This window comes from Rothia sp. HMSC068F09 (assembly GCF_001812775.1).
In the GTDB taxonomy this organism is placed as follows: Bacteria; Actinomycetota; Actinomycetes; order Actinomycetales; family Micrococcaceae; genus Rothia; species Rothia mucilaginosa_A.
Genome location: NZ_KV810418.1, coordinates 1 through 23,372 on the forward strand (window position 1 = coordinate 1; position 23,372 = coordinate 23,372).

Annotated in this window: 13 protein-coding genes; 10 read left to right on the forward strand and 3 right to left on the reverse strand. The window is 60.7% G+C overall.

Annotated features, from left to right (window positions below; genetic code table 11):
* From HMPREF2874_RS01890 to HMPREF2874_RS01920, 7 genes are all read left to right on the forward strand, one after another.
* On the forward strand, positions 1–796 hold a 796-nt coding region (locus HMPREF2874_RS01890), incomplete at its 5' end, for an LPXTG cell wall anchor domain-containing protein (RefSeq protein ID WP_141754200.1).
* A 306-nt stretch (positions 797–1,102) separates the two neighbouring features.
* Positions 1,103–1,726: a zinc-binding dehydrogenase gene (locus HMPREF2874_RS01895; RefSeq protein ID WP_246823746.1), complete on the forward strand. Its 624-nt coding sequence runs from the start codon at positions 1,103–1,105 to the stop codon at positions 1,724–1,726.
* Between the two features lie 508 nt (positions 1,727–2,234).
* Positions 2,235–4,175 (forward strand): prolipoprotein diacylglyceryl transferase, encoded by a 1,941-nt coding sequence (locus HMPREF2874_RS01900; RefSeq protein ID WP_070648753.1) that lies wholly within the window; start codon positions 2,235–2,237, stop codon positions 4,173–4,175.
* 299 nt (positions 4,176–4,474) lie between these two features.
* Positions 4,475–6,286, forward strand: coding sequence for a hypothetical protein (locus tag HMPREF2874_RS01905; RefSeq protein WP_070648754.1), 1,812 nt, complete (start codon positions 4,475–4,477; stop codon positions 6,284–6,286).
* A gap of 776 nt (positions 6,287–7,062) precedes the next feature.
* Positions 7,063–8,589, forward strand: coding sequence for a hypothetical protein (locus tag HMPREF2874_RS01910; RefSeq protein ID WP_141754201.1), 1,527 nt, complete (start codon positions 7,063–7,065; stop codon positions 8,587–8,589).
* Positions 8,590–8,952: 363 nt separating this feature from the next.
* A complete protein-coding gene (locus HMPREF2874_RS01915; RefSeq protein ID WP_168165147.1) occupies positions 8,953–10,563 on the forward strand; it encodes an enoyl-CoA hydratase in 1,611 nt (536 codons plus the stop codon).
* Positions 10,564–10,789: 226 nt separating this feature from the next.
* On the forward strand, positions 10,790–11,521 hold the full coding sequence (locus HMPREF2874_RS01920; protein WP_070648757.1) for a sirohydrochlorin chelatase: 732 nt from the start codon (positions 10,790–10,792) through the stop codon (positions 11,519–11,521).
* Between the two features lie 94 nt (positions 11,522–11,615).
* Here HMPREF2874_RS01920 and nirD read toward each other — a convergent pair whose 3' ends face one another.
* Positions 11,616–11,942 (reverse strand): nitrite reductase small subunit NirD, encoded by a 327-nt coding sequence (gene nirD, locus HMPREF2874_RS01925; RefSeq protein ID WP_049331302.1) that lies wholly within the window; start codon positions 11,940–11,942, stop codon positions 11,616–11,618.
* Positions 11,943–12,532: 590 nt separating this feature from the next.
* Here nirD and nirB point away from each other — a divergent pair.
* Positions 12,533–15,202 (forward strand): nitrite reductase large subunit NirB, encoded by a 2,670-nt coding sequence (gene nirB / locus HMPREF2874_RS01930; RefSeq protein WP_070648758.1) that lies wholly within the window; start codon positions 12,533–12,535, stop codon positions 15,200–15,202.
* Between the two features lies 1 nt (position 15,203).
* Positions 15,204–16,115, forward strand: a complete 912-nt coding sequence (gene cobA / locus HMPREF2874_RS01935) for a uroporphyrinogen-III C-methyltransferase (RefSeq protein ID WP_049344182.1) — start codon at positions 15,204–15,206, stop codon at positions 16,113–16,115.
* Between the two features lie 339 nt (positions 16,116–16,454).
* On the opposite strand, the gene HMPREF2874_RS01940 is transcribed toward cobA, so the two are convergent.
* Both HMPREF2874_RS01940 and HMPREF2874_RS01945 read right to left on the reverse strand, forming a co-directional pair.
* A complete protein-coding gene (locus tag HMPREF2874_RS01940; protein ID WP_070648759.1) occupies positions 16,455–17,324 on the reverse strand; it encodes a DUF6318 family protein in 870 nt (289 codons plus the stop codon).
* A 280-nt stretch (positions 17,325–17,604) separates the two neighbouring features.
* Positions 17,605–18,513 (reverse strand): DUF6318 family protein, encoded by a 909-nt coding sequence (locus HMPREF2874_RS01945; protein WP_070648760.1) that lies wholly within the window; start codon positions 18,511–18,513, stop codon positions 17,605–17,607.
* Positions 18,514–19,984: 1,471 nt separating this feature from the next.
* Here HMPREF2874_RS01945 and ileS point away from each other — a divergent pair.
* A complete protein-coding gene (ileS, locus tag HMPREF2874_RS01950) occupies positions 19,985–23,326 on the forward strand; it encodes an isoleucine--tRNA ligase (RefSeq protein ID WP_070648761.1) in 3,342 nt (1,113 codons plus the stop codon).
* Positions 23,327–23,372 lie beyond the last annotated feature (46 nt).

Genomic DNA, 23,372 nt, shown 5'->3' on the forward strand with positions numbered 1-23,372 from the left:
CGAGACTCCCGCCCCGGAAACCCCCAAGGCAGAGACTCCCAAGGCGGACGAGACTCCGGCTCCCGAGACCCCGGCAGTACCTGAACCCCAGAACGCGACCCTCACCACCGAGAGCGCAAGCCTGGACCCGAACGACGAGTACAACGTGGTGACTGTCAACGGCGCGGGATTCACCCACGAATCTGCTTCCCGCGGCGTGCAGGTGGCCATCTACCGCCTGGATGCCGACGGCAACATCACCGGTGAGGCTCTGGCCGTTCAGGATGTGCCCGCATCCGAGATTATGGAGGGTACCTTCACCGCTAAGCTTTCCGTGCGTGCCGATCGTCTGCTGCCCGGCTACGTGTACGCGCTCGTGGCTACCAGCGACCCGAACGGCCTGGTACATCAGGTGGCTGTCACCACCGCCTCCGTGAGCGATGCGGACCACCCGGCCCCCACGGTGCCCGCGGCAAGCAACGACGATAACACCACCGTTCGCGATAACGGCGACGGCACCACCAGCGTCTTCACCGCGGAAATGAGCGAGGACGGTTCCGTGACCGTGACCGAGACTCGCGTTCCCTCCTCGCAGGCCCCCAAGGCCAAGGTTGGTAACACCCCGGTGACCGCTTCTTCCCAGAGTGGCCACACCGTGAGCGCTCGCGATACCGCCGGTCGCACCACTTCGGATAGCTCTTCGAAGCCGCAGCTGGCTCACACCGGCGCTGAAGGTGTCGCAGGTATTGCCGGTGTCGGCGCCGCAGCGCTGATCGCCGGTGCTGCGCTGATGCTTCTGCGTCGCCGCAGCCTCTAGGGCTGATCCTTTCGCGTAACGCCGTATGAAACGTCCTCGCGGTTTCCTCGGGATTAAAATAATCTCGGGAGACCGCGAGGACGTTTCTGTGTGTTCAGAATAGTGAGGGCGCACGATGCGGCGCTCCACGGAACGTTGCAGCCGCAATGGACGGACAGACCGGTGTCGATTTGTTCATGACAGGGTTCCCGCGCTCGCGGGGGTGGGGGTTTATCGGTTCCGAGCGTCCCGGAAGTGAAAGCCTCGAATATCGTTAGTGCCCCCGGTCTGGGCACCAAACGGGGATCTCTGGCCACGGAAATTTGTGTGAACATCGGCGACATTGCGCCTAAGCCCGCCTCCATTGATTTTGAGCACGCGGCCGCAATGGGTGTCGCGGCCCTGACCGTGGGAGGCGCCTTCCGCCATATTGGCGTGGGTGAGGGCGATACGGTGGTTATCTCCGCGGCTTCGGGCGGAATTGGGTCCGTCGCCGTGCAGTATGCCGTGGCTCGCGGTGCACGCGTCATTGGCATTGCAGGGGCCGCGAATGCCGAGTTTATCAGGTCGTTGGGGGCCGTGCCGGTTGCTTATGGCGAGGGCGTGGGGGAACGAGTGCTCAAGGCGGCCGAGGGTCGCGTGACAAAGTTCCTGGACTGCTACGGTGGCGACTACGTGACCCTAGCCTTTTCGCTGGGGTTGAAGGGCAAGGACATTGGAACCCTCGTTCCCTCGCCCAAGGTCATGATTAGGGGAGCACAGTTTACGGGCCCCCGCCATTCGGAACACGGGGACTTCGAGACCCTAGCCGAGCTGGTCGCCGATGGGAAGGTGTCAATTCGCTTGGATCGCGTGTACGGGTTCACGATTGAGGATGTCCGTGCGGCCTACCGCGATTTGCAGGCCGGTCACACGCGTGGCAAGAGAGTCATTCGCATCGCCGGTGAATAGGGGATTGGCGCTACTGATTGATGCGAGACCTCAAAAACCTTACACCCGAAAGAAAATAACTATATGTGCATAAATGTGCACATATAGCACTGTAGAGTCTACCTATTTACGTTCGCTTCAAACCCTCACCTTGAAGGGAGAGTTGAGGTATTTTACCTAGTCGATATGTTTTGCGGATGATTAGTGGGGGAGATTTGGGCAAAAAACCCGTTTTGTGGTTCATTGCATAAAAAAATAGTTGGCTCGTAAAGCGTATTGGGCCTCAAGAGGCTTTTTCTATTGATAGTGTGGAACTACCGATAAATAGAGCGATTCCCCTCGCGCAGACTTCCACCTCAGATGGAGATTGAGAGTTTTACCTCTCGGAGCCCATCGCCCATGCCGAGGAGACCCCTATCGCAAGGCTACCAACCTCGCGAAGGAATCAACCGTACATCTTCCCGCCGGGAATTGAGGCGTCGTTGTCGCGTAAAGGGTATCGTTCACACTCACAGAAAAGGTGTGTTTCATGCCCGATCCCGCTCACTCAAAGACCCGAGCAACGGCCGCCATTGCGGCCTCCGTTCTGACCGCCGGCACCGGTGCGGCCCAGGCCGCGATTCCAGTGCACAATGCGGGCGGCCCTTCCTCCTCTAGCGTTCAGCAGAACCGCGCCCAGCGTTCTGACCGCGATGTGCGCCCCTCGGTGCAGGTCGAACAGGGTGCTGCCATCAACCCCGCGCGTTCCCAGAGCATCACCGTCAGCGGTAGTGGTTTTCTGGGCGAAGATGTTGAGAAGCACGGCATCGCCGTGTACGTCAGTGAGTACCGCAAGTACCCCCTGGCTGCTCTGAGCCGCGCCCGCGCGGTGACCATGACTCTCGTCCCCGCCTCCGATGTGCACGAGGGTAGCTTTAGCACTCAGCTCACCCTGCCGGCGGGAATCCTCGACCCCAACCAGCAGTATGTGGTGGCGACCGCCGTCGTCAACCCCGATCTCGGCTACTCCGTCGAAGACACCTCCTACAATTCCTGGACGCCCCTGGAGGTGCAGCCTGCGGATACCCAGGATGAGCCGCTCAACGCCCAGATCCTGTCGGGTCAGTTGGAAATTCCGCAGGAACAGAACCTAATCGTCTACAAGGCCACCGGCCTGGGCGATGCGCAGGCCTTCGAGATCATGACCTCGATTTACGCCGTTGATGAGCAGGGCAATCGCCACGTACTGGCCGCCTCCCCGGCACGGGCCGATGTTGTCAACGGCACGCTTCTGGACGGCATCGAGGTACCCGGTGCGCGCCTAGCCGTTCTGCAAGATGTGCATCCCGATCTGCGCTACGTGCTGAACGTTGAAATTGCCCCTTCAGCTTCCCGAGGCCTAGCAGCTCAGAGCGTTGAGATTCCCTTCACCAATGGCTGGAGCGTTGCTGAGACTGCAGTCGCGGAGCCTGCCGACGAAGAGGTTGAAGCGCAGGCGGAAGAGACCCCGGCGGCCCCTCGCCCCGCGACCTCCGAGCCGGAAGCTTCTGAGGCTTCCATTGTTCCCGCTGAGGAACAGGACCCCGTGCTCCCGGAAACCGACCCTCGGCGCCACTACGACCTGCCGCGTAACACTCAGTTCGACCGGGTGCGCGACGCCTCGGCAGATCGCGCGGAGGAGCAGGAGTCAGCCGAATCGACGAATCATTCATCCGTGGCCGTGGGTGCTCGCCTGCGCGTGGAAGAGACCGCAGTCCCCGAGAATGACTCGGAAAAGACGCTCACTTTCACCGGTGAAGGTCTCGAAGGTTCCGGTCCCGTGGCCCTGCAGGTGCACGCGCTGGATTCTAACGGCCGAACCGCCGGTGAGGCCATTGCCTCCGGGGAAGCTCGTGTGGAGGATGGTTCCTTCTCCGCGCAGCTTCAGGTGCCGGGCAACGCCCTGAAGCCGGGTACGACCTACCGTGTAAGCGCAGTCTACGAGGATTCCCGAGGAACCGTGCAGATCGTGACCGGCGGCTTCACGGTGGAGCGTGACGGCGTGGATGCTTCGCGTCCTTCCGACTCGCTGCCTGCCGAGCAGACCGAAGCTCCGGCAACTGAGGAGCCGAGCTACGGTGACTCTGTTGCTGAAAAGCCGACGGAGGAGAAGCCCTCGGTTACTCCCTCCGATAGCGCCCCGGCACCGGCTGAAGAGTCGAAGGAGTCCGCTCCTGTGGCTGTCGCATCCGAGGCTCCTGTATCCCACGAGTCGGCTTCGCACGAATCTGCTCCGGTTACCGAGGATGCTACCGGCGGGGCTACCGACCGTGCCGGACAGAAGCCTCAGAAGGCTACGGCTTCGGCCTCCAAGGGTGAGCGTGAGCAGCTGGCTGCAACGGGCGCCTCCGGGATACTGACGATTAGTGCGGTAGGGTCGCTCTCTCTGGTGGCGGGCGCCTTCCTGACCCGCCGCGGCCGCCGTGATGTGCAACTCACTTCACGTTCCTAAATTGCTGATAAATACCCTCTCACAAGCCATAACGTGAGATAAGACGAGGGGATGCTTCTTTGTCACAAAAGAGGCGTCCCCTCGTCTTTAACTTTTTCTAAGGTTATACCTATAATTTAGAGTGCATTAACCGGCGGTACTGCCACTCTCTATGCTCCGCCCTCGCGGGGCAAAACGCGTTCTGAAACGCACATGGTCACCGATAAGAGAGGCCGCCTCCCCGCTCTCACTTCCGAACTTCTGAGCGTGGGGGATTGCACAACCTATCGCTCACTTACTCACTCACGAAAAAGGTGACCATGTTTACCACGCAGCGAACTGCTCGCGGCGCGGCCCTCGTAGCATCTGCAGCCCTCGGGCTGGGAGGTGCGCTGGCCCCTGCAACCTTGGCCCCCGCTTCCTTCGTATCGTCCGCCCATGCACAGCCGCATGGTGCGACTCCCTCTGCGAACACTCCTGAACCCCACGCTACGAACGTTGATGTTTTCATCATGGATTTGCTAGGCCAGAGTGAGGATTACATCCTGATTGGTCTGGGCGGGGTGAAGTCTCTCGACCACGTGCAGGTGCGCCTGGTGGCAGTTACTATGGAGGGTCTGGAAGTTGCCTCGATGATGGTCCCCGCCTCGCAGCTGACCGTGTCAAAGAATGATGAGGGCTATCTCGATGTGAGTATTCATCAGCGCCTAAATATTGAACAGGCCTACATGGTGGAGGTTACCGACCTTCAGACCGGCAACTCCTCTTTCGTTGAGCTGAGCCCCGAATACGGCGAGAGTGTTGAGGGTCTTCTCGCCTCACGTCAGAATCTTTTCTTCCCCGATACCCCGGGTGTGCAGCGTGCGCCCATCGATGCGGTGAGCCCCGTGCCCCATCCTGTGCCGAATCCCGAGCCTTCGAAGGATGAGCGAGAGGAGCGTCCGCAGCCCACGGCCGCTCCGGCCCCGGCTCCGGTTACCTCGGAGAGCGCCTCGCCGGCTCCCTCCGCTGCTGCATCTGAGAAACCCGGTGATGTGGAGGAGCCCCGTAGTTCAGAATCTACCACCGACGTTTCTGACACGCCCAAGCCCGAGGGCGACCGTATCCTGGTGCATAACCGCTCCTCGAATCAGGTTCCCGCGGAAACCCGCGAGGCCATTCTTGAGATTTCCACCGCGGAGCTACGAGGCTCAAGCGATCTTCAGACGATTCGCACGCGCGTCAAGAACGTAGGGGAGAGCTCCCTAGGCTATGACGTCATGGTCTTCGAGATGCCTGCCGACGGGGGAGCTGTGGGCGCACCCCTGGCCACGACCCACGTGAGCCCCGAGCAGGTCAGGGATGGCGCGTTCTCGGCTGATTTGAAGGTCCCCGGAACCTCACTCGTTGGCGGTAAGCGGTACCGGGTGGTGGCGGTGGGGGGAGAGTCTCCCGATGAGCTGAGGCTCGTGGCAACCTCTGCTTTCAGCGTGAGTATTATTCAGCGCGCAAGCTCGGCGGATTCAACTGCAGACGCCAACAATCAGCCTAGGCGCACTGTGGTTCATTCTTCGAGTGAGCAGCTGCCGGCAGATATCTCCTCACCGAGTGATGCTTCACCCTCTGCGGTTGAATCTTCGTCGGCTCGAGGAATCGCTGGGGAAACCGTTCCTCCTATTCCTTCGACAGGTGTCGCTCTGAATCATGTTGCTCATGCCCATGCCTCGGCTGCGCGGGCAACCCCGCAGGCTCATGCGGTCACGAGTAACCCCGCTACCGCATCGAACGTCACCCCGGTCATGTCGGGATACGCAGCTTTTATTGGCGGACGCACCATCGTGAATCTGATGGGGTATCAGGCCTCAGTGGGAAGCGCTGAGAGCGTTGCCCCTGCCGCACGGGAAGGTTCTCGCCTGAGCTCCGACGGGTTCTATAGGCGAAGCACGAAAGCTCGCGGTGGTTCCGATTCTCAGAAACTGGAGGCAAGCGCTTCGGAAGATGTACCCCTGCCGGAGGGTACCGTGCCGCTGGGGATTGCGCTGGCCGGTTCGGTTGTCTTCGTGGGTAGCGCCGTGGTGGTGAACCGATATCGTCGTCAGGCGGAGGCCTCTGCTGAAGCGGTGGCAACTGAGACGATGGACGCGAACGCATAGGCGCGGGGGGAGCAGAGAATTTACCTCGAAAGGCGCCCCGTGGTGGTGATGCACAGCATCACTAACCGCGGGGCGTCTTTGCATTATGTGAGATGTGTGTCGCATTATGCAATGGACTTTTGTCAAATCTTGTACGGCATGTAAATGATTTTGATTGTTTATAGGAGGTGGATTTGCGGACCCCCGGCGCGAACGTTTATGCGTTATAACACCGTGAGCGGCCTGTGTTCAGGGCTTGGATTGGACACTATATGTCGTGCACCTGGGCTTTTATAGCGATTGAAATAATTGTTTGCGGGGTTTTCGGCCCTTCCTCTAAACATTCGCATTTTTCGATAACAATGTTTTATGGGATGGCCATACAGTGTTTTACTCTGAGGTGCATATACTGCCTAAAAATAAGCACGCAAATGCAATGAATTTAAAATCTTAATACTCGTGTTAGGCTGGGATGTAACCGATGTACCGGCACGCATAATTATTGCGTTGGAGGGGCTTGTGGTGAGCTACTCCTTATCAGCAGGTTGTGCGTCCGCTTCGATTGAAATGGCACTATCATGATCACTCAACGACCTCGAACTTTCCGCGCCCTGACGCTTTCCGTTTTAGCTACTACGGGTGTGTTTGTGTTACCCAATGCTTCCGCGGTGGAGGGAACCGATTTTTCTGTCGATCAGCAGTGCATTATTACTATTCTCAATTCGGAGAATCCTCAGAATTGTCCCTCGCAAGATTTCGACATTGAACTCGATACGCTTGAGGTTCTAATTCATTCTGTGGAACAGAACCGGGTGACCCTCAACCTGCAACCTCTCTACGAAGAGAAGTACATCAGCGATTCGAGCCGCTATCTCGTGGCCGTTCAGTACTATACCGTCTCCGGTAAAGCATCCGGAGAGGTAGCCACCTACACTCCCCAGCAGCTGAGCGCAGTGAAAGCCCAGGACGGCTCTACCCTTCTGACGCTCACGCTACCGAGCACGCCGAAGGAAGGCTACTACACCATCTCCGTCCTCGACATGGACAGCTTCGATGAGGGATACGGGGAGTTCAAAATTACTGCCGGCTCGCTTATTCCCCATACCGTTCCTGCCGGTGACGGGGGCGTCGACAGTGACTCGTCGGGAATCCGTCTTGACGACGAAACGCAGAAAGTCCTGGCTAAAGCGCGTGAAGAGGCCCGTCATCCGCAGCCCTCGATTTCGCCCACCCCGAAAGCGGCAGGCGGTCTGGAGCGCGGCACTCAGATTGTGAGCGAGGTACCCGGAGGCCTGACCGCCTCCCGAGACACCGCGAACCTGAACGCTCCAACGCTGAACGTTCGTTACGCCGAGTTGCGTTCTGACGCAGAGACGAAGCCCGTGACCGTTGTCGGAAAGAACCTGCCCGCCCGAGAGAACGGGTACGACCTGGTGGTCCTTGAGACCGATATGCAGGGTAATCCCCGAGGCGATGCCGTCTCGTACACCCACGTGGACGCTGCACACATCGCCGGAGGAGAACTCGAGGTGGCTGTTGGCGTTCCGGGGTCGCTTCTCAAGACCGGTTCGGTCTATACCGCGTACCTGGTGTACGTCGATGAGCAGAACAACGACACCGCCGTGGCCTCGGTTCGGTTTAAGGTGAGTGCCGGGGAATCGCAGGATACCGCGGATTCCTCCGCCACCCGCCGCGATGAAACGGGCACTACTTCAACGTCCACTACCGCGAAGAGCGACAACTCCGCGAGCGCCTCCTCTCATGCTTCTTCTAACGCAACCGACGGTAGCTCGAACGCTTCCCGTTCTAGCGGGGCCGATTCCACCGCAACCCGTGAGAGCCAGGCGCGTGCCGAGCGCCGCCAGCAGGGACTTCAGGCTCTGGCGCAAGTGCGCACTATGGCGCCCCAGACCAATGCATCCACCGGGCAGTCACCCCTGACCTCGGCATATGCCGCGGGGTCCGATACCGTAACGCCGAATGGGGAGGGTGGTGCCTCCGTAAAGAGCGGATCGGCATCTGCCGCGCAGCCCGTGACCCCTACCGATGGCGCCAAGGGACTAACCCCCACCCGTCAGACGGAGGGTAATTCCCGTTCCGCTGAGGTTAACGCCTCCACCTCTCAGGTGCACTCCGGGTCGACCGCGGGGCAGCAGGAAGGTGTGAAAGCGGCGTCCTCTTCGGAACACGTTATGGAGGAGGCCTCCGACTATAGGGTGACCTTCTGGACCGTAGGACTGGTGGGATTGGGCCTGGTGGCGGGCGCCGTATGGATGGCCATTCGGAGGAATGCCTTCTCCCTGTCTCGGGTGTTCCGTCGGTAAATACCTACGGGACTTCTTGACTCCCCGAGCGTAAAGACAGCGTTTAGGGGAGTCAAAATACCCTTGAGTGAATAAACCTCGGAGTTCATGGTAGGGTTGAGGAAGCCGATATATAGACGTGGACTCCTCCTTACCCTGACCCCACATCTCAGTGGTCATATGGCGTGGATGCCACCGGATAGATACTCTGTCCAGGGCTCGGTCGATTACCCCGTGTGGGATTGGAAGAATAATCGGGGATGGGAGCACCTCGTTAAACACCACGAAAAGACACATTGCATGAGCACATTATCTATAAAACGCCGTGTAGTTGCCGTTGCGACCCTTGCTGCGGGACTGCAGAGTGGGGTGCTTGCCCCATCCATGGCCGCCGATACTGTTGCCGACCCTACGCCCTCTTTACACGATGTCGCTGGAGTAGGCGACTCGGACGACCCCATAACGCAACGTCGCGAGGGGGAATCGAACGTCGACTTCGATGGCCCTAACGAGGGCGATATCCACCTGACCATTCACCGTGAGAACGGTGCTGCCCTGCTCGTTTGGTCGGGTTTCCCTCAAGGGGTCTCTGCCGAGAGCGTGCTGGTAGAAGTTACTTCGTGCACCTCGACGGAGGAATGCACCCACCGTTTTGTCTTCCCGACCGAAGGGGGTTCCCCCGGGGAAGTAGCGCTTCTGCTTGATTTGCCCGCTGGGGGAACGTTCTACGTCATCACCCTGACGGATGCGGCCTACGGCATCACGCGCGTAGATTTTCTGACGCTAGATCGCGACACCCTGGTGGAGGTCCCCTCCGATCCTCGGTATTCTACTCAGCCGGGAGTTACCCCGCCCCACGGCGAGGATGCGTCCTCGAAGGGCCCCTCAGCAACCGACTCCACGCCGGTAGAGAAGAAAGAAACCCCGGAGTCTCCCTCGCCGCAGCCCAGCCCCACGCATATTCCTTCTACCGTAGCCCCCACTCCTCAGCCGGTGGTGACCCAGTCCCCGAACGTCACAAAGGAACCGGAGCATATTCAGCTGATTAACTCCGAAACGACAGAGGATCAGGCAAATAGGCAGAATCACCGAGACAGTCCTCGCCTGACAATCCAGAACTCCCAGGTTAACTCGAGCGATTCGGTAAAGCCCGTTACGGTGCGCGGCAAGAACTTTGCAACGAATGACAACGGGTATGACCTGATGCTCATGGAGCTCGACGGTGATGGGCATACGGTGGGTGACGCCCTAGCTATTGTGAGGGTGAACCCTTCGGACCTCTCCTCCGGAAGTTTTGAGGCGGTGCTGGGTGTACCCGGCGCCTCCCTGCAGACCGGCCGCACCTACTTGGTAGTGGCAATAGACGCCACCAGCGGTGGAGATGTCCAGGTCAGCACGGTACGCTTCACCGTCTCTCGGGGGAGTAGCGCTACCGGAAGTTCCCAGGGGGAAAGCGGCGACACCTCCACTGATGATTCCTCGGATTCTTCATCCTCAGCAGTGGCTGGCACCTCTTCTGCGGCCCCCTCAACGGCCTCGAGCGGTGAGGAACAGAATGCCGTGAAAGTGGCTGACGGGAATAAGACGAAGATCCGAGGCGTACGTTCTGCAACCGCCTTGGCCGGGGACCGGAAGGACCCCACCATCTCTGTCGAAGAGGGGACGGAGGCCGTTGCCCGCCCCGCTGCCTCTTCTTCATCTGCGCTAGGCTACCGCACACGCGATGCACAGGACGAGCAGGCTACCGCTCGTACGAGTGCGCCCGCAGAAACCGAGCCCGCTACCCAATCGCGACGGTCTTCGACGCTGGATGGTTCCTCCTCGCAGGTGCGTTCCGAGCAGAAGGGCCGCGACGGGGTGAAGGCCTCAGAAGCCGATTTGGCCCATGGCATGATGGCCTCCTCATCCGCACTGGCCGTACTATTGGCCATCGGTGGTGGAATGGTTCTGGGCTCTTTGGGTATGACCTGGGCCCATTCCTCGCGCCGCAAATAAGGCTTTCAGGAGCTGAGGGTGACGGGGCGTAAATTCCGGTTGCCGCCGGTGACTCGCGGGGTGTGGGCGCTCAGCAGTGCTGTCACCTCAGTTGCATTCGGGCCTCGAGTTTGCCTCGCCAGCCCCCGCTGTCTCGCTCGATTTGAGTGGGGCAGCGGGGGCTTTTGCGGCTCATAGATTTGTGTGGGCCGGGTATTTTGCCCCGGGAATTTTTTACAATGGGAGCATGACTGTTTTGAATGTTCTCGCGACCTCTCACGGTACCGACTCCGCTGCCGGCCGTGAAGCCATCGCCCTGATTCGCGAACAGGTGCGTTCCCTGCTGGACCAGCGTACTGACGGCGTGGAATACCGCGTGCACGAGGCTTATGTTGATGTCGAATCGCCCAGCGTGGATGATGCTGCGGCGGCTCTGCCCAAGGACGAGCCCTGCGTTATTGTCCCGATTCTGCTCTCCACCGGGTTCCATACTCAGGTGGACCTGCGCCGGGCAGCCCGCGCGAGCGGTATCGAACGTATCGTGATCGCCGAGTCTCTTGGTCCCGATTCCCGTCTGGCTCGCCTGGCTCGGACCCGCCTTGAAGAGGCTGGCTGGACCCCCGAGAACGGTTCTGTCGTGGTGCAGGGTGCCGCCGGCTCCTCCCGCGCCGATGGCCGCGCCGATATGGAGCGTGCCGCCGAGCTGCTCTCCGAGGCCTTGGGAACCCAGATTCAGCACGGTTTTATCGCTTCCATTGACCCGAAGTTCCACGAGGTGGTGGCCGAGTATAAGCCGGAGTTCGCCGCGACCTACCTGCTGGCGGAGGGTTTCTTTGCCGGTAAGATGCGCCGTGATGCTGAGGCAACCGGCCTGCCGGTGAAGGTCGCCGCGCCGCTGGTGAACGTACAGGACCCTGCATCCGCCAGGGTGGTGGCAGAGTGCTTTGTCGATCGCATGGATGAGGCGCTTGCCGCCTAAGAACTATTTGGGCTCGTTCCGCGCGAAAGGCCCCCGCTTCCTCAGAGGAAGCGGGGGCCTTTCGTCAATTTGAATTGTCTATGAGCCGTCCGAATTAGTTGGCCAGCAGGTAGACATCGCCGTCACGGACCTCAACGGGGTACACGTTGAGGGAGTAGGAGGAGTCCGAGAGGCACTCACCGTTGGTCAGATCGTAGACCTCCTTGTAGAGGGGGGAGGTAATGGTGGAGTGGCCGTTCTTCTCGCCGATAATGCCGCGGGCCAGAACGAGTGCCTGGCTGTGCGGGTCGAGGTGATCGCTGGCGTAGATGCCGTGCTTGGTCTTGTAGATAGCGTACTGATGGTTGTCGACCAGAGCGACTTCGCCCCAGTTCTCTTCAAGATCGGATTCGGCGCAGATGCGGACCCAGTTATCGGCCATGGGGTTTTCCTTTCGAAACGGTGTGTGTCGCGCGGAGGCGAGATCAATCACGGTTTGGGCGTAATTGCGATTCACGTGTTCTTTGTTTGGAGTTTACCCTATGAAACCCACATTGGGAAATGGGGCGCGCGAGAAAGCTAAAGGTTATTTTCACCCTAAAATACAACCCTAAATTTTATAGATTAGCCTTACCTAAATCCGCTGCCGCCGGAGGTATGTATGCCCTCATCTGGGCTGTTATTTCGCGGAAGTTTTTCAGAATTTTTCTCACAAAATGCTGATTTTGGCTATCCGTACCCTGCGCTACCATGTACGATGAAAGTCGTAGCTCGGAATCGCTTTTGAGCACCTGAAGAAAACAACATAATCCCACATAAAAATGTTTCGTAATTTTCAGGAGTTGCAGAAGATAAGAGGTTTCGCGGGGCCTTGCGCTCCGTCGGTACGACCCCCTTATCTTGGCAAATCCGGGATTTCCGTGTTGCGGCATGTGCGCCGCAAATAAGTTACGGAACGAATCCCAGGGACATAATCGCCGCCCACGGCGAGGATGCAGAGCTATCGCATCGCAAACTAGGAAAGGAAAATCTATGTCGAACACCCCCCGCAACATTCTCGTTGTCGGTGCAGGACCCGCCGCATGGCGTTTTGTTCGCGCATACCACGAGGGTGCAGAGGCAGCCGGTCGTGCCGCAGACACCATCACCGTGCTGAACGATGAGCCCTACACCCCTTACGACCGCGTTGCCATTGAGCAGCTCTTCAAGGACCCCGAGAAGGATCTGACCCTCGGCGATCCGGAGCTGTGGAACGCTGAGAACATCAACCTGGTCAACAACTGCCATGCCGAGAAGCTGGACCGTAACCGCCGCGTCGTCACCGACACCGAGGGTAACGAGTACCCCTACGACGTTCTGATTTTTGCAACCGGTTCCCGCGCGGTTCGCATCCCCATTCTCAACTCGGATGCAGCACACGTCTTCCGCACCGTCGACGATGTGAAGAACATGGTTTCCGAGGTCAACCGCCTGCAGTCCACCTTGGGCCGCGCACCCCGCGGCATCGTTGTCGGTGGCGGTCTGCTCGGCCTCGAGGCTGCTGAGGGCCTGAAGGAACTCGGCGCGGAGCCCACCATTCTGGACGTGGCTCCCTGGCTGCTTTCCGTCGAGGTGGACCAGGGCGGCGGTTACGCCGTGAACGCCCAGATCAAGTCAACCGGCATTGATATTGAGACCGGCGTGTTCATCTCCGGTATCAACAAGGATGCCGACGGTAACGTCATCTCCGTCTCCATCGCAGACTCTCCCTCCGAGGACGCAAACATCCGCACCCTGCCCGCCGACATGGTGGTCTTCGGTGCCGGTATTCGCCCCAATGACGAGCTGGCTCGCGCCGCCGACATGCACATTGGCGAGCGCGGCGGTATCGTCGTCAACGACGCCTGCCACACCTCCGACGAGCACATCTGGGCTATCGGTGAGGTTGCCTGCGTGCTGGGCCGCACCTGGGGTCTGGTCGCACCGGCTAACGCTATGGCCGACGCCGTGGCAGCCAACCTGCTCAACGACAACGAAGAGGCAAAGGTCGAGGAATTCGACATCGCCACCAAGCTGAAGTTCTCCGGCGTTCAGGTGGCCGGCTTCGGTGACCGCCGCGGTACCACCGAGGGCTGCCTCGAGGTTCTGTTCGCTGACCCCGCTCGCGGCATGTACCAGAAGATCGTGACCAGCGGCGACGCCAAGACCCTGCTGGGCGGCGTGTTCGTCGGTGACACCGCTCCCTTCGACTCCCTGAAGCCCCTGCTGGGTCGCGAGCTGCCCGCCGAGCCGAACGTCTACCTGACCGCAGCTGGCGGCGGCGACGGCATCCCCGACACCGAACTGCCCGACGACGCAATCCTGTGTTCCTGCAACAACATCAGCTTCGGCACCGTGCGTGAGGCCATCGTTGACGGTAACCACGACGTGGCATCCCTGAAGGCCTGCACCACCGCCGGTACCCAGTGTGGTTCCTGCGTGCCCATGCTGCAGAAGACCCTCGAGCAGCAGATGAAGAAGATGGGCCTGACCGTCTCCAAGGCCCTGTGTGAGCACTTCGACTTCTCCCGTGCGGAGCTGGCCGAGGCCGTGCGTCTGACCAACCTGGACGACTTCGACTCCGTGATTGCTCGCTTCGGTCACGGCGGCGACGGCTGTGCCATCTGTAAGCCGACCGTTGCATCGATCCTCTCCTCCTTCCGCAACTCCTACGTGCTGGACTCCGGCCGCGGCGGTCTGCAGGAGACCAACGACCGCGCACTGGCAAACATGCAGAAGGACGGCACTTACTCCGTCGTCCCGCGTATTCCCGCCGGCGAGATTCCCGCCAAGAAGCTGGCCGTCATCGCCGAGGTTGCCGAGGAGTTCGGCCTGTACACCAAGATTACCGGTGCACAGCGTATCGGTATGTACGGTGCCCGCCTCGAGCAGCTGCCCTACATCTGGGAACGTCTGGTCGACGCTGGCTTTGAATCCGGTCAGGCCTACGGTAAGTCCCTGCGTAACGTGAAGTCCTGCCTGGGCTCGAGCTGGTGCCGCTTCGGCGTTCAGGACTCCGTCGGTATGGCAGTCCACCTGGAGAACCGCTACCGTGGCCTGCGCTCCCCGCACAAGTTCAAGTTCGGTGTCTCCGGTTGTAACCGCGAGTGTGCCGAGGCTCAGGGCAAGGACGTCGGTCTGATTGCAACCAGCAACGGCTGGAACCTGTACCTGGGTGGTAACGGTGGCGCAACCCCCGCCCACGGCCGCCTCTTCGTCAAGGACGCTTCCAGCGAGGACGTCGTGCGCTACATCGACCGCTACCTGATGTACTACATCCGTACCGCGGACAAGCTGCAGCGTACCGCTCGCTGGCTTGAGGACCTGGATGAGGAGCACGGCGACGGTCTGGCACACCTGCAGTCCGTCCTCATCGAGGACTCCCTGGGCGTGTGCGAGGACCTCGAGCGCGACATGCAGCGTCACGTGGATTCCTACGAGGACGAGTGGGCCGCAACCCTGAAGGACGAGCGTCGTCTGCGCCGCTTCCGCGCCTTCATCAACGAGCCCAACGGCAGCGACGAGGCATCGCACCTGTTCGTGCTGGAGCGCGAGCAGATTCGCCCCGCAACCCCCGAGGAGATTGCGGCTGTCAAGGCTGGCGAGTCCAACACCGTTCTGGTGACCGGTACCAAGATTCCCGTGGGTAAGCCCAGTGACCTCAACCCGGTTCCGGCAGCCTAGTATGGGCCCGAAGATTCCGCCGTTCCCGCCCCGCGAGTTCGCCACGATTGACGAGGTGCTCGCGGGCGGGGCGCCCGGTCACAGCCTGGATGACAGCGTGACCGAGCGCGGTATCGCCCTGCCCGGTGAGCGCGCCGAGCACCCCGGCAAGGTCTACATTGTCGGTGGCGGCCCCGGCGCCGTCGACCTGCTGACCTTGCGTGCGGCACGTGCTCTGGGTGAGGCGGACGTGGTCCTGCTGGATCACCTCGCCCCGCAGGAGTACGGCGAGTACGCCCCCAACGCCCTCATCGTCGATGTGGGCAAGGTGCCCGGTAAGCACGCTGTTCCGCAGTCCCGCATCCAGCAACTCATGATTGACTACGCGCTTTCGGGTAAGACCGTGGTGCGTCTGAAGGGCGGCGACCCGTACGTGTACGGTCGTGGCGCCGAAGAGCTGGATGCGTGCATCGCGGCGGGCCTGGAGGCCGAGGTGATCCCCGGTATCACCAGCGCTATCGCCGTTCCCGGACGTGCCGGTATCCCGGTGACCCTGCGCCGCGTGTCCTCGATCTTCACCGTGGTATCCGGCCATTCGGGTCTTTCCGAGGATGACCTGGCTGCGGTCGAGGCAACTCTGCGTGCCTCCGGCACCGTGGTGTTGCTGATGGGCGTGCGCACCCTGCCCGATACGGTGGCGTCTCTGCTCTCTCGTGGGATTGAGGGCGAGATGCCGTTGGCGACCATCGAAAACGGGTTCTCCGAGAACGAGCGGGTTACCGTGACGACCCTGGAGAATGCGAAGGCCGATTGCGCCCGAGTGAAGCCGCCCGCCATCACCGTGATTGGCGAGGTCGTGTACTACGCCCGCGATGATCAGAACCGTTTCGTGAGCGAGGTTCACGAGCGTCTGCGCGAGCGTGCCACCTCGTAACGTTCCGCTGCGTTTATGCTCCGTTTGTACTCCCGGTGCGATGCCCGCCGCGGGGGAGGAGCGTGAGGCATCAAGGCATAGCCCCGTGTCCCTGGTTTTCCTAGTTGCCAGGGATGCGGGGCTATCGTCATGTTCGGAACGCGCGCGTGGGCCGGCTGCCGGATTAACACGGGCTTCCGTTCGCTCGGCATAATTGGCCGTGCAATTGGTTGCGTCACAATCGTCACCAGCGCAGACGGAAGGCACAGGCTAAAGGTCCAGACGAAGGGCGGGGCGGGTATCAGTTGAATTGATACCCGCCCCGCCCTCATAGCGTGGAAGCAAATCGGCCAGCTCGGTCTAGACTCCGGTACCGGAATATGAGCCACCGGAGGAACTCGAAGAGGAACCACCGGAACCAGCGAAAATCTTCTTGAAGCGTTCGCTGTATTCAGACCTGAAGAATTCCGCGCTGGTCACGTTCCACTTACCCTGGTCAAAGACCAGAATCACGGGAACCTGAATCGTACTTGCCTCCTGAACCTGGCTCGAGCCGTTCTGATAGGTCGTAAACTCGCTCGCCCAGTCTTCGCAGGGGAAGGACACCGCGCTCAGCTCAGTCGAGGCGTAAGCGCGCGTCCTGTACTCCGAGAGAATACTCATCTTGTTCTCGTAGCCCTTGACCCAACCGCCCTTGGAATACAGGGTGTGGACGTTGAGAAGCTCGGCGCTGAGCTTGGTGTCGTCCTTGTTCATGAGGTTGATAGCGTACTCAATCGTGCCGGTACGCATGAGGTAGACGTAAGAACTCTGATAGGCGCACAGGGTCTTGTAGGCGCCCTCGAGGGTGTTGGTGCGCCGCGCCGTCTGATCGATGACCGGGGTGGGGACGTTCTTCGCGGGGGAGGTATCGGTGGCCTCGACGTACTTGTTCGACAGCTCCTTGTACTCGTACTTCAGGGGACCGAGGTACTTGTCACTATCCTTGAGGTATTCATCCTCGGGGATGATTCGGGTGCTGCCCGAGGCGCTGGAGGAAGCCGAAGCGGACGCGCTGTCGGAAGAGCTGGGAGAGGTGCTGGGAGAACCGCTGGGCGAGTCAGTGGGGGAAGCCGACCCGTCGGCAAGCGGACGGACATCCTTGGCGCATCCGGCCAGGGCAAGAGCGGCAAGGCCAATACCGCCCAGAAGGATATTGCGTCGGCTGGGTGCTTGATTGAGGAAAGACATCGTGGCCTCCTGATGTAGGCCCGCGTGGTGCGGCGTTTGTGTGTACGCCGGTATTGCGGGGGTCCTGTCGTATGGTGCGTGGTACGGATATACCCGGATGCTCGGCCCCAAAACCTCGGTGCGAGGAACGCGGGGGAGCATCCGGGTTCGACTATAAGTGACCCGTTTGAAAGGTTCGTCAAAAAACCCTGAACGTTATCTTTAAGTGCACGCTAACCCGAACTCGGGGAGGAACAGATGCTGAACCTACCCGATGAGAATCACCCGGAATCAAGCGGCCCTAGACACCGGCGGGTCCGTGAGAATCGCCGGAGCTGCCGGAAGAATCCGAACCGGTTCCTAGACGCTCGTTCATGTAGGGGACGCTAATCCTCCACCACTTACCCTCGGCGAAGAGCATGACGTGTGGCGTGGAAGTCTGGGCGATGGCCGGGACCTTTCGCTCGGTGCCGTCGGGCTGGTGAACGGCGGTGGCTGAGTACTCGGCATCAACATGAATCAGCACGTACCCGTCGCCGTCCTTCACCGCGCCCACCGGCTCCGTCTTCTGCATCGAAATGCTACAGGTGAACTCCATGTACCAGCCCTTCTGCTCGTAGAGTTCCTTGACCGCGTTAATCTCAGCGATTGCACTTCGATCTTCTGGATGGATCAGCTCCACCGCCTGAGACGCGTAGCGTCCATCCTTAAGCGTGGTGATGAGGGCGCTATAGTACGCACGCAACGTCTCGTAGGCACCCTCGAAAGTCGGTTCGTCACGGTGGGGGACAGTCTTGAGGGGCTTGGGCACGTTCTGCGCCGGGGCGGATGAAGTGGCCGGCTGATACTCGCCGGTGTACTGGCCGGTCAACTTCAAAGGGCCCGGATATTTTTCCCAACCTTTGACGAGCGCATCCTCAGATTCCGGGACGCGCGGGGCGTCAGCGTTCGCGTCGTTCGTCCCGTTCGTCGCGTCGTTTGTCGCGGCGCTTGAAGGGGCCGCCGAGGTGCTCGCTGCGGGCGAGGCAGAGGCGCTCGCGGAGGGGGAGGCAGCGGGTAGCTTCCGCTTGGCTTCTTCGCTGAGCGGATGGACCCTGGCGGCGCACCCGGCAGTGAGGGCCGCAAGACCGCCCAGCAGGAGGGTGCGGCGGGCTAGGGGAGCTGAAGGGCTAACGGTGTTGGAACGGGCGCTCGAAGAGGGTGAGAACATCGGTGAACTCCTTGAATCTAGCCCGAGATGGGCTCGGGGCACCCGGGGCGGGTGCATGGTCGTATTCGTGATAGTCGTGGTTCGCGCGGGACAAACCCGGCTGCGTAACCGGAAGGCCGGAAGGTGCCTTGGGCGTGCTCTGCCGTTGGGACGGAGCGCACGCATGAATCAACGATGAAACCGCGGGATGTGCGCCGTTACGGTTTGCACTAATCCAGCTCGTGCAGGTCTGGAACGGTTAGCTTTGACGGGTTCCTCATGACAGAAGCCCTAGAATCATCATTGATGCATATATGGATTATTTTATATTAATTGAGTTCAAAATGCATGAAATTGAGCCTTAGTAATCCCTGGGGGAATTTTGAATCCAGATGGCGGTAGCCGATTCCAAGGTGTCGAGATTGCATCACGATGACAGGAGTAGGGGAGGTGACAGGTGGGTGCGAAGCACATTGGAGAACATGATTTATATCACATTTAAGACCTGGAACCTCTGGGGGAGTGACTAAATTTCTGGCAATGAGACAGGGTGAGTGGGACGCGCAACTCTCCCTCGGGAGGGTCTGGAATCTATCGAATGGGCGAAGAAAACGGGCTAATTAGCCAAGGGAAATCGCTCTGCAATCCCCGAATATGCACTCTATTCACTCGCTATACATCACCCCGTGGGTCGCAAAAATTAGTTCCCACACCGGGAGTGGAGGGGTGAAAAAATTCGCGGGATGAATATCTAGTGGACGAGTCTTCTTCTCAACCCAATATCTTGTGGTCGCCCGAAAGGTGCTTTCAAAAATTCGATGCCAAAATTCAAAACCAACTTAAAGCCACAATGCGTCGATGCAAAAACATACATTGGGTGACACATTCGAGTGCGCGGCTCGCGGGGGTCTATTAAGGACCCTCGGGGCTCGGAAACTCGCGGAAGAGTGACCCGTCTATTCCCCGGATCCTGTGGGGATAGTAGGGGAATGAAGGCGTTCAAACCCACACCGATCGGGGTTGCATTCGGAACCAAAAGCCACATAAACTATTAGTGTTTGCAACGACCCGGCCATCACCGGCGAGCAATTCGGAAGAACGGACCGCACCTGCGGGCGCCCGTCAATCGCTGCGGCGAGGGCGTCTTAGCGGAAGAGATGTAGTCCCAGTAGAACCGGACGGTTAAGCCCGATATAGCTGTAATAAGCGACTGATACCCGCCCAACGCGCCGCTCTTCCGGTGGCTAGGCATCGCGGACACGCGACGCCACGCAGCCCCGGAAGGGTTCGGTGCGTTGAGCTGGTTAACTCAGTAAGCAAGGTGGTACCGCGCCGCATCCTAAGCCCCGGCACAGCCCGGCAGTCTAGTGATGCCCAGGCGTCCTTGCACCCGTCATGTCAACCCTCACCGGCTGAGAGGCGACGAGTGCACGCACCCGCGTACCGCGCCCGTTGCCTCAACGATGAGAACAACAAGATAAGGGCGCACCCAATGTCTAACGTATATCCCAAGGCGAGTGCCTTCGAAGCCGCAGGAAGCGGCGTCACCGCATCGCCCAAGTTCCCCGCACTCGAAGAAGCGGTCCTCGACTACTGGAAGAAGGACAATACCTTCGCCGCATCCATCGCGAACCGCCCCGCAGGCGAAAACGGCGAGAACGAGTTCGTCTTCTACGACGGCCCTCCCTTCGCCAACGGCCTGCCCCACTACGGCCACCTGCTCACCGGCTACGCCAAGGACCTCGTCGCCCGCTACCAGACCCAGCGCGGCCACAAGGTAGAACGCCGCTTCGGTTGGGACACCCACGGCCTGCCCGCAGAGCTCGAGGCCATGAAGCAGCTCGGCATGACCGACAAGCGCGAAATCCTCGAAATGGGCATCGACAACTTCAACGATGCCGCCCGCGCCTCCGTGCTCAAGTACACCAACGAGTGGGAAAAGTACGTCACCCGCCAGGCACGCTGGGTCGACTTCGAAAACGACTACAAGACCCTGAACGTTGAGTACATGGAATCCGTCATCTGGGCGTTCAAGCGCCTCTACGACAAGGGCCTGACCTACCAGGGCTTCCGCGTGCTGCCCTACTGCTGGAAGGACGAGACTCCTCTCTCCAACCACGAGCTGCGCATGGACGACGACGTGTACAAGGACCGCCAGGACCAGACCGTCACCGTCGCATTCCGCATCACCGCAGACACCTCCCTCGGTGCCGATGAGAAGGTCGCCGCAGAGCTCGAGGGCGTCGAGGCAATCGCCTGGACCACCACCCCCTGGACCCTGCCCACCAACCAGGCGCTCGCAGCCGGACCCGAGATCGAATACTCCGTCGTACCCGGCGCAGGTAAGTTCGAGGGTCGCTCCTTCCTGCTCGCCTCCGAGCTGCTCGGCTCCTATGCCAAGGACCTCGGCTACGAAGGCGACAACCCCGCCGAGGACGCCGCCGCAGCCGTCACCGCACGCTACACCGGCTCCCAGCTCGAGCACGTGCGCTACACCCCGCTGTGGGACTACTTCGCAGACGCCGAAAAGTGGGGCACCGAAACCTCCTGGCAGATCCTGGTCGCTGACTACGTCTCCACCACCGACGGTACCGGTATCGTCCACCAGGCACCCGCCTACGGTGAAGACGACCAGAAGGTCTGTGAGGGCTACGGCATCCCCGTGATCCTCTCCCTCGACGAAGGTGCAAAGTTCCTGAACCTCTTCGCCGAGCCCACCGCATCCGGCTCCACCGCCCTGGCAGAAATCGCGGGCGTGCAGGCATTCGACGCGAACCGCACCATCATCAACGCCCTCAAGGCAGACGACGTGCTGATTCGCGAGAAGTCCTACGTGCACTCCTACCCGCACTGCTGGCGCTGCCGCACCCCGCTCATCTACCGTGCAATCACCTCTTGGTACGTGAAGGTCACCGACTTCAAGGACCGCATGTACGAGCTGAATAAGCAGATCAACTGGATCCCGGAAAACGTGAAGTACGGCCAGTTCGGTAAGTGGGTTGAGAACGCACGCGACTGGTCCATCTCGCGTAACCGCTTCTGGGGCTCCCCGATTCCCGTGTGGGTTTCGGACGACCCGAACTACCCGCGCATCGACGTGTACGGCTCCCTCGAAGAGCTCAAGGCAGACTTCGGCCGCCTGCCCCTGAACAAGGACGGCGAGCCCGACCTGCACCGCCCGTACATCGACGAGCTGACCCGCCCGAACCCGGACGACCCGACCGGCAAGTCCACCATGCGCCGCGTGGAAGACGTGCTCGACGTCTGGTTCGACTCCGGCTCCATGCCCTACGCACAGGTGCACTACCCCTTCGAGAACCAGGAATGGTTCGAGAACCACTACCCGGCAGACTTCATCGTCGAGTACATCGGCCAGACCCGCGGCTGGTTCTACGTGCTGCACGTACTGGCGACCGCGCTCTTCGACCGCCCCGCGTTCAAGAACGTCATCAGCCACGGTATCGTGCTCGGCTCAGACGGCCAGAAGATGTCCAAGTCGCTGCGCAACTACCCGGATGTCTCCGAGGTCCTCGACCGCGACGGCTCCGACGCGATGCGCTGGTTCCTGATGTCCTCGCCGATTCTGCGCGGCGGCAACCTGATTGTGACCGAGCAGGGCATCCGCGAGGGCGTTCGCCAGGTTATGCTGCCGCTGTGGAACGTCTACCACTTCTTCGCCCTGTACGCCAACGCCGCCAACAACGGTGAGGGCTACAGCGCCAAGCTCAAGTACGACTCGCAGCACGTGATGGACCGCTTCATCCTCGGCAAGACCCGCGAGATGATTGAACAGGTCACCGCGGCGATGGACTCCTACGACATCTGGAACGCCTGCGAGTACCTGCGCCAGTACGCCGACGCGCTGACCAACTGGTACGTGCGTCGCTCCCGCGAGCGCTTCTTCAACGAGGACACCGACGCATTCGACACCCTCTACACCGCGCTGGTAACCGTGTCGAAGGTTGCCGCATCCCTGCTGCCGCTCAGCAGCGAGGAAATCTACCGCGGCCTGACCGGTGAACGCTCCGTGCACCTGGCTAACTGGCCCGAGGCATCCGCCTTCGCCGACGAGTCTGACCTGCTGGCTCTCATGCAGACCGTGCGTGAGGTCTGCTCTGCCGGTTCGGCACTGCGCAAGGAGAAGAAGATTCGCGTGCGCCAGCCGCTGCAGCAGCTGACCGTGGCGATCGCCCCCGAGCAGTTCGCAGCCCTGGGCACCGCTTTCGGCGAGAAGGGCGCGGAGTACTTCGCGACCATCGTCGAGGACGAGCTGAACCTGCGCGAGGTGACCCTGGTCAGCGCCGACACCGTCGACCCGGCTGACTACGGCATCTCCCAGCAGCTGAAGGTGAACGCTCGCGCCGCTGGCCCGCGTCTGGGCAAGCAGGTGCAGGTGGCCATCAAGGCCTCCAAGTCCGGTGACTGGACCGTGACCGAGGACGGTACCGTCCTGGTCGGCGTGAAGGCTCTGGACGGCGGTCTGGCCCTGGAAGAGGGCGAGTACGAGCTGGTGACCGTAGTCGACGCCGACGCTGAGGGCGCTGAGCACACCGCCGCGGCCGTTCTGCCCGGCGGCTTCCTGGTCCTCAACATCGAGCTGACCGACGAGCTGGTTGCCGAGGGTATCGCCCGCGATACCATCCGCGCTATTCAGCAGGCACGTAAGGACGCCGACCTGAATGTTGCGGACCGCATCAACCTCTCCATCGAGGCACCCGAGGAGACCCTGGCAGCCCTGCGCGCCAACGAGGCACTGGTGACCGGCGAAACCCTCGCCGTGTCCCTGCAGCTGACCGAAGGCCCCGAGCTGTCCATCAGCGTGGCTAAGGCCTAATACGCCTGAACCGTACGGCCGTCCCGCCCCTTCACGGGCGGGGCGG

What these genes read in the sequence shown, in the direction of transcription:
- HMPREF2874_RS01920 (WP_070648757.1), top strand. Translation starts at nt 10,790, where the DNA reads ATGACTGTTTTGAATGTTCTCGCGACCTCTCACGGTACCGACTCCGCT.
- HMPREF2874_RS01915 (WP_168165147.1), top strand. Translation starts at nt 8,953, where the DNA reads ATGGCCGCCGATACTGTTGCCGACCCTACGCCCTCTTTACACGATGTC.
- ileS (WP_070648761.1), top strand. Translation starts at nt 19,985, where the DNA reads ATGTCTAACGTATATCCCAAGGCGAGTGCCTTCGAAGCCGCAGGAAGC.
- cobA (WP_049344182.1), top strand. Translation starts at nt 15,204, where the DNA reads ATGGGCCCGAAGATTCCGCCGTTCCCGCCCCGCGAGTTCGCCACGATT.
- nirB (WP_070648758.1), top strand. Translation starts at nt 12,533, where the DNA reads ATGTCGAACACCCCCCGCAACATTCTCGTTGTCGGTGCAGGACCCGCC.
- HMPREF2874_RS01945 (WP_070648760.1), bottom strand. Translation starts at nt 18,513, where the DNA reads ATGTTCTCACCCTCTTCGAGCGCCCGTTCCAACACCGTTAGCCCTTCA.
- nirD (WP_049331302.1), bottom strand. Translation starts at nt 11,942, where the DNA reads ATGGCCGATAACTGGGTCCGCATCTGCGCCGAATCCGATCTTGAAGAG.
- HMPREF2874_RS01900 (WP_070648753.1), top strand. Translation starts at nt 2,235, where the DNA reads ATGCCCGATCCCGCTCACTCAAAGACCCGAGCAACGGCCGCCATTGCG.
- HMPREF2874_RS01905 (WP_070648754.1), top strand. Translation starts at nt 4,475, where the DNA reads ATGTTTACCACGCAGCGAACTGCTCGCGGCGCGGCCCTCGTAGCATCT.
- HMPREF2874_RS01940 (WP_070648759.1), bottom strand. Translation starts at nt 17,324, where the DNA reads ATGTCTTTCCTCAATCAAGCACCCAGCCGACGCAATATCCTTCTGGGC.